Annotated in this window: 3 protein-coding genes; 1 reads left to right on the forward strand and 2 read right to left on the reverse strand. The window is 68.9% G+C overall.

Going from position 1 to position 4,096, the window contains the following annotated elements:
- Nucleotides 1-267: 267 nt before the first annotated feature.
- Both G6030_RS07895 and G6030_RS07900 read right to left on the reverse strand, forming a co-directional pair.
- A complete protein-coding gene (locus G6030_RS07895) occupies nt 268-2,202 on the reverse strand; it encodes a hypothetical protein (protein ID WP_182642741.1) in 1,935 nt (644 codons plus the stop codon).
- 133 nt (nt 2,203-2,335) lie between these two features.
- Nucleotides 2,336-3,040, reverse strand: a complete 705-nt coding sequence (locus G6030_RS07900; protein ID WP_063972214.1) for a Crp/Fnr family transcriptional regulator — start codon at nt 3,038-3,040, stop codon at nt 2,336-2,338.
- A 328-nt stretch (nt 3,041-3,368) separates the two neighbouring features.
- Here G6030_RS07900 and nth point away from each other — a divergent pair.
- A partial coding sequence (gene nth / locus G6030_RS07905) for an endonuclease III (protein WP_187701620.1) occupies nt 3,369-4,096 on the forward strand: 728 nt, incomplete at its 3' end.

Genomic DNA, 4,096 nt, shown 5'->3' on the forward strand with positions numbered 1-4,096 from the left:
GGCCCCGGCCTGCCTGCCGCGCCTAACCCGGCTCTGCCGCGCACTCGCCGCCCCGCACCCTCGGCCGGCGTCCTCCGCTCGGCCCGTCCCAGCGCGCGTTTCCCGGCGAGTGGTCACAAACGACGGTTCTGGGCCCAGCGCACCTGGGAGTTTGTGACCAGGTTCGACCACTCGGCGCCGGCCGTGCGGGTAATGAGGCCGCGCACAGAGTGAGACGAGACCGGCCGGGCCTTCTGCGAGGCCCGGCCGGTCGTCGTGGTGCGTCGGTCAGCTCCCGAGTGAGCCGAACAGCGAACCGAGCGAGCCGCTGCCGGCGGGTGCGTCGTCGCCGTCATCATCGCCGGGGCCGTCGTCGTCTCCGCCGCCCGGAGCGGGCGTGACGGTGATCGTCGAGTCGGAGTCCGAGGTCACCGGAGCGGCGCCGCCCGTGCTGGCGGAGACTCGAAGCGTTCCCGAGCCGGTGGGCGTGTACTCGACCGTGGCGACTCCGTCGGTGCCGGTGGTCGCGGTGAGCACCGTGGGCCCGTCCGCGGTGGCGGCCACCCGGGCGCCGGCGGCAGCCATCCGCAGGGTCCCGCCAGTGCTCTCGCTGACGGTGAACGTGACCTGCTGGCCGGAGACCGGATCACCGGCGCTGTCGGTCACACGCGCAGACAGCGTGAGCGGGGTACCGGCGACGCCCTCCGAGGGGACGTTCAAGCTTACGCTCGTGGGCGTCTGGCCCTCGCCGGGGTCGCCACCGTCGTCCGAGGTGCCGCAGGCCGCTTCCCAGTCCGGAAGACTGGCCCTGAGCGTGTCGATTGCCGCCTCGAGATTTTCTGGTGAGAGGCCGTCCAGCTCGGGGAACATCGCGATGACGGCGGTGAACATTTCTTGTTGCTCGACGAGAACCGTGTCGATGTACTCGGACCCTGTGTAGATGACGGGCTCGTCGTACGAGCCGTCCTCCGTGTCATACGCCTCGACCGCCGAATCGAGATACTCCTGCCAGGTGAACGCCGCCTGGCCCTCCGGAGGAGTGATACCCGGAATGGCCTCGGTCATGTCCGCCTCGCATGTCTCTGTTACCCACGTGGTGAAGCGGGAGCGGGCCTCTGTTTCGGTCGCGGGGCCCGTGCCGACGGTCCGAGCGACAACTGTGTCGGTGCCAGCGTCAGGTAGATAGAAGCCGTCTCGAAGGTGGGTAGCACCGGCGACCTCAGTCGTCAGCGGCCCGACCCGGAGTGGCGGGGCGGCGGCGCTCTGGAGAATTTCCGCCAGTTCACCGTAGAACGGGATGTCGGTGAGCATGTCCAGTCCGGTCTGGAACCGCAGAACCCTGTCGCCAGAGAACGCTACGCCGTCGCTGCGAGTGGCGACGGTGGTCGTGTCGTACATGTTGCCGGTCTGCTCCAGGCTGAGTTCGTTCGCGCCGTTCGGGTACTTCGGTGCAGCGTGTGCCCGCATGAGCGGGAGCGGCTCGCCGTAGGCCCATTGAAGTTCACCGCCGACCGTGGGAAGTGTCATGCGGGAATCAAAAAGAATTTGGGCCATCATGTCCCCCTCGTCCGACGGCGCTCCGGTGATCGCCTGCAACGCCCCGCTAAGTTCATCCTGGCTCCGAGCGGAGGTCACCGTGATATCGAAAGAGTTCTGACCCGACGGGACGGTGAAGTGATCCTCCCTCGGGCCCGTCGTGGCAGTAGCGCCACGGACAGTGAAGTTCTCTCGGACGAGATCGGCTATGCGCAGGCTGATCAGCTGGTCGGTGTATGCGTCATAGTGGTCCGGGCCCAGATCGATGGCAGGGTCGGTCAGCCAATTCAACACGGAGATCCGGTAGCCGAACGCCATCGTGAACGCCTGGAGAACGGCGCCGTCCCGTGTGAGCTCGCCGTTTGGCAGGGTGAACCTGAAGGTGACCGACTTGTCCGTGCGGTCGGCCTCCTCGACGGCCGGCGTGACGGTGGTGGTGTCGGCGTCCGCGGCCCGAGCGGAGAGCCGCTGGTCGGGCTGCTGCGCGATGACGTCGTCGACGAGGCCAGGGACGAGGTCGGATATGCGCCGACCTGACAGGTCGGCTGCCGCCTCAGCGACTGCGGCGGGGTCGTCCAGTTGCGTGGCGGGGGCCGCCCCCGCGGGGGCGGCGAGGCCGATGGACAGGGCGGTGATGCTCAGTGCGGACGTGGCCGCGACCGAGAGTTTGCGTAGTGGTCGAGACAAGACGACTCCTTGAGTTGACGGTGCTGATCACCGTCAACTCAAGGACAGTTGGTCTCGCTCAGGGCCTTAACGGGCTGCGTTTCATGCGTTCGTATGACGAGGCAGCATCCCACGCTCCCGGACCCAGGCCGCGTCAGCGGGCGCGGCGGGCCAGGCGCTCGGTGTCCGAGATGATGACGCTCTTGCCCTCGAGCCGCAGCCAGCCGCGGTGCGCGAATTCGGCCAGCGCCTTGTTCACCGTCTCGCGTGAGGCGCCGACGAGCTGGGCGATCTCCTCCTGCGTGAGGTCGTGCGTCACGCGGATGTTGCCGCCCTCCTGCGTGCCGAAGCGCTGCGCCAGCTGGAGCAGGGCCTTGGCCACGCGACCGGGGACGTCGGTGAAGATGAGGTCGGCCAGGTTGTTGTTGGTGCGGCGCAGGCGGCGGGCCAGCACGCGCAGCAGCTGATCGGAGATCTCCGGGCGCTCGGCGATCCACCGCTTGAGGGCGGAGCGGTCCATGGCCTGGACCGTGACGTCGGTGACGCACACGGCCGAGGAGGTCCGCGGCCCAGGGTCGAAGATCGACAGCTCGCCGAACATGTCCGACGGGCCGAGGATGGACAGCAGGTTCTCGCGGCCGTCGGGCGCCTTGCGGGACAGCTTCACCTTCCCGGAGGTGACGATGTACAGGCTGTCGCCCTGCTCGCCCTCGCGGATGATCACGTCACCCTTCGAGTACTCCTCGCGGGTCAGATCGGCACGCAGAGCGGAGACGGCCGCCGGCTCCACACCCTGGAAGATTCCGGCCCGGGTGAGGACGTCGTCGGCAGACTGGTCCGTGCGGCGATCAATCGTCACAGTCTGTGACCCTCCGTTCTGGGCGGGGACATGCTCGTCCGCGCCATGGCGTGCGTGTGGCGAAAGCCACTGTAGTCGTTCGCGCGTCGAGGTGTGGTCGACGCGCGGTCAGCGGGATGGTTCAGGGGGCGTCGATCTGCTCGGGTTCGTCGAGGATCGCGTTCTCGAATCGGTCCATGAGAAGCGCGAACCCGGCGAGGAGCACCGGCACGAGGACGACGAGGATTCCCTGCATGCCCACGATTATCCACCGCCGACCGCGCGGGTGCACACGTACCCGTCCGGAGCGGCGCGGCGCCGTGGGCACGCGGAGCCGTAATGTGGACTCATGCCCGACCCCGCTCCAGCCGTGAAGCGCCGCAGACGAGGGGTGGCCGCGAGGGGGGTGGAAACCGACCTCGGGCGCACCCGGCGCGCCAGGCGCATGCTGCGCACTCTCGAGGAGGCGTTCCCGCACGTCTACTGCGAGCTCGACTTCACCACCCCGCTCGAGCTCTCCGTCGCCACGATCCTGTCGGCCCAGTGCACGGACAAGCGGGTCAACGAGGTCACGCCGGCCCTGTTCCGCCGCTACAAGACGGCCGCGGACTACGCGGCCTCGGACCGCGAGGAGCTGGAGGAGCTCATCCGCCCGACGGGCTTCTACCGCAACAAGGCGCGGAGCATCCAGGGCCTCGGCGCGGCCCTGGTGGAGAGGTACGACGGCGAGGTGCCGCAGCGGCTCGAGGACCTGGTCACCCTCCCGGGATTCGGGCGTAAAACCGCGAACGTGGTGCTGGGCAACGCTTTCGGCATCCCGGGGCTGCCCGTCGACACTCACTTCATCCGGTTGGTGAACCGCTGGAAGTGGACCGACGCCACCGACGCGGTGCGCATCGAGCGGGAGGTGTCGCAGATGCTGCCCCGGGCCTCCTGGACCGACGCCAGTCACCGGATCATCTTCCACGGTCGCCGGGTGTGCCACGCGCGGACCGCGGCCTGCGGGGCGTGTGTCCTGGCCGACGACTGCCCGTCCGCGGGCGAGGCCGGCCCGCTCGATCCGGTCGCGGCCGCCCG

It is taken from the genome of Dietzia sp. E1 (genome assembly GCF_014145015.1).
Classification (GTDB): Bacteria; Actinomycetota; Actinomycetes; order Mycobacteriales; family Mycobacteriaceae; genus Dietzia; species Dietzia cinnamea_A.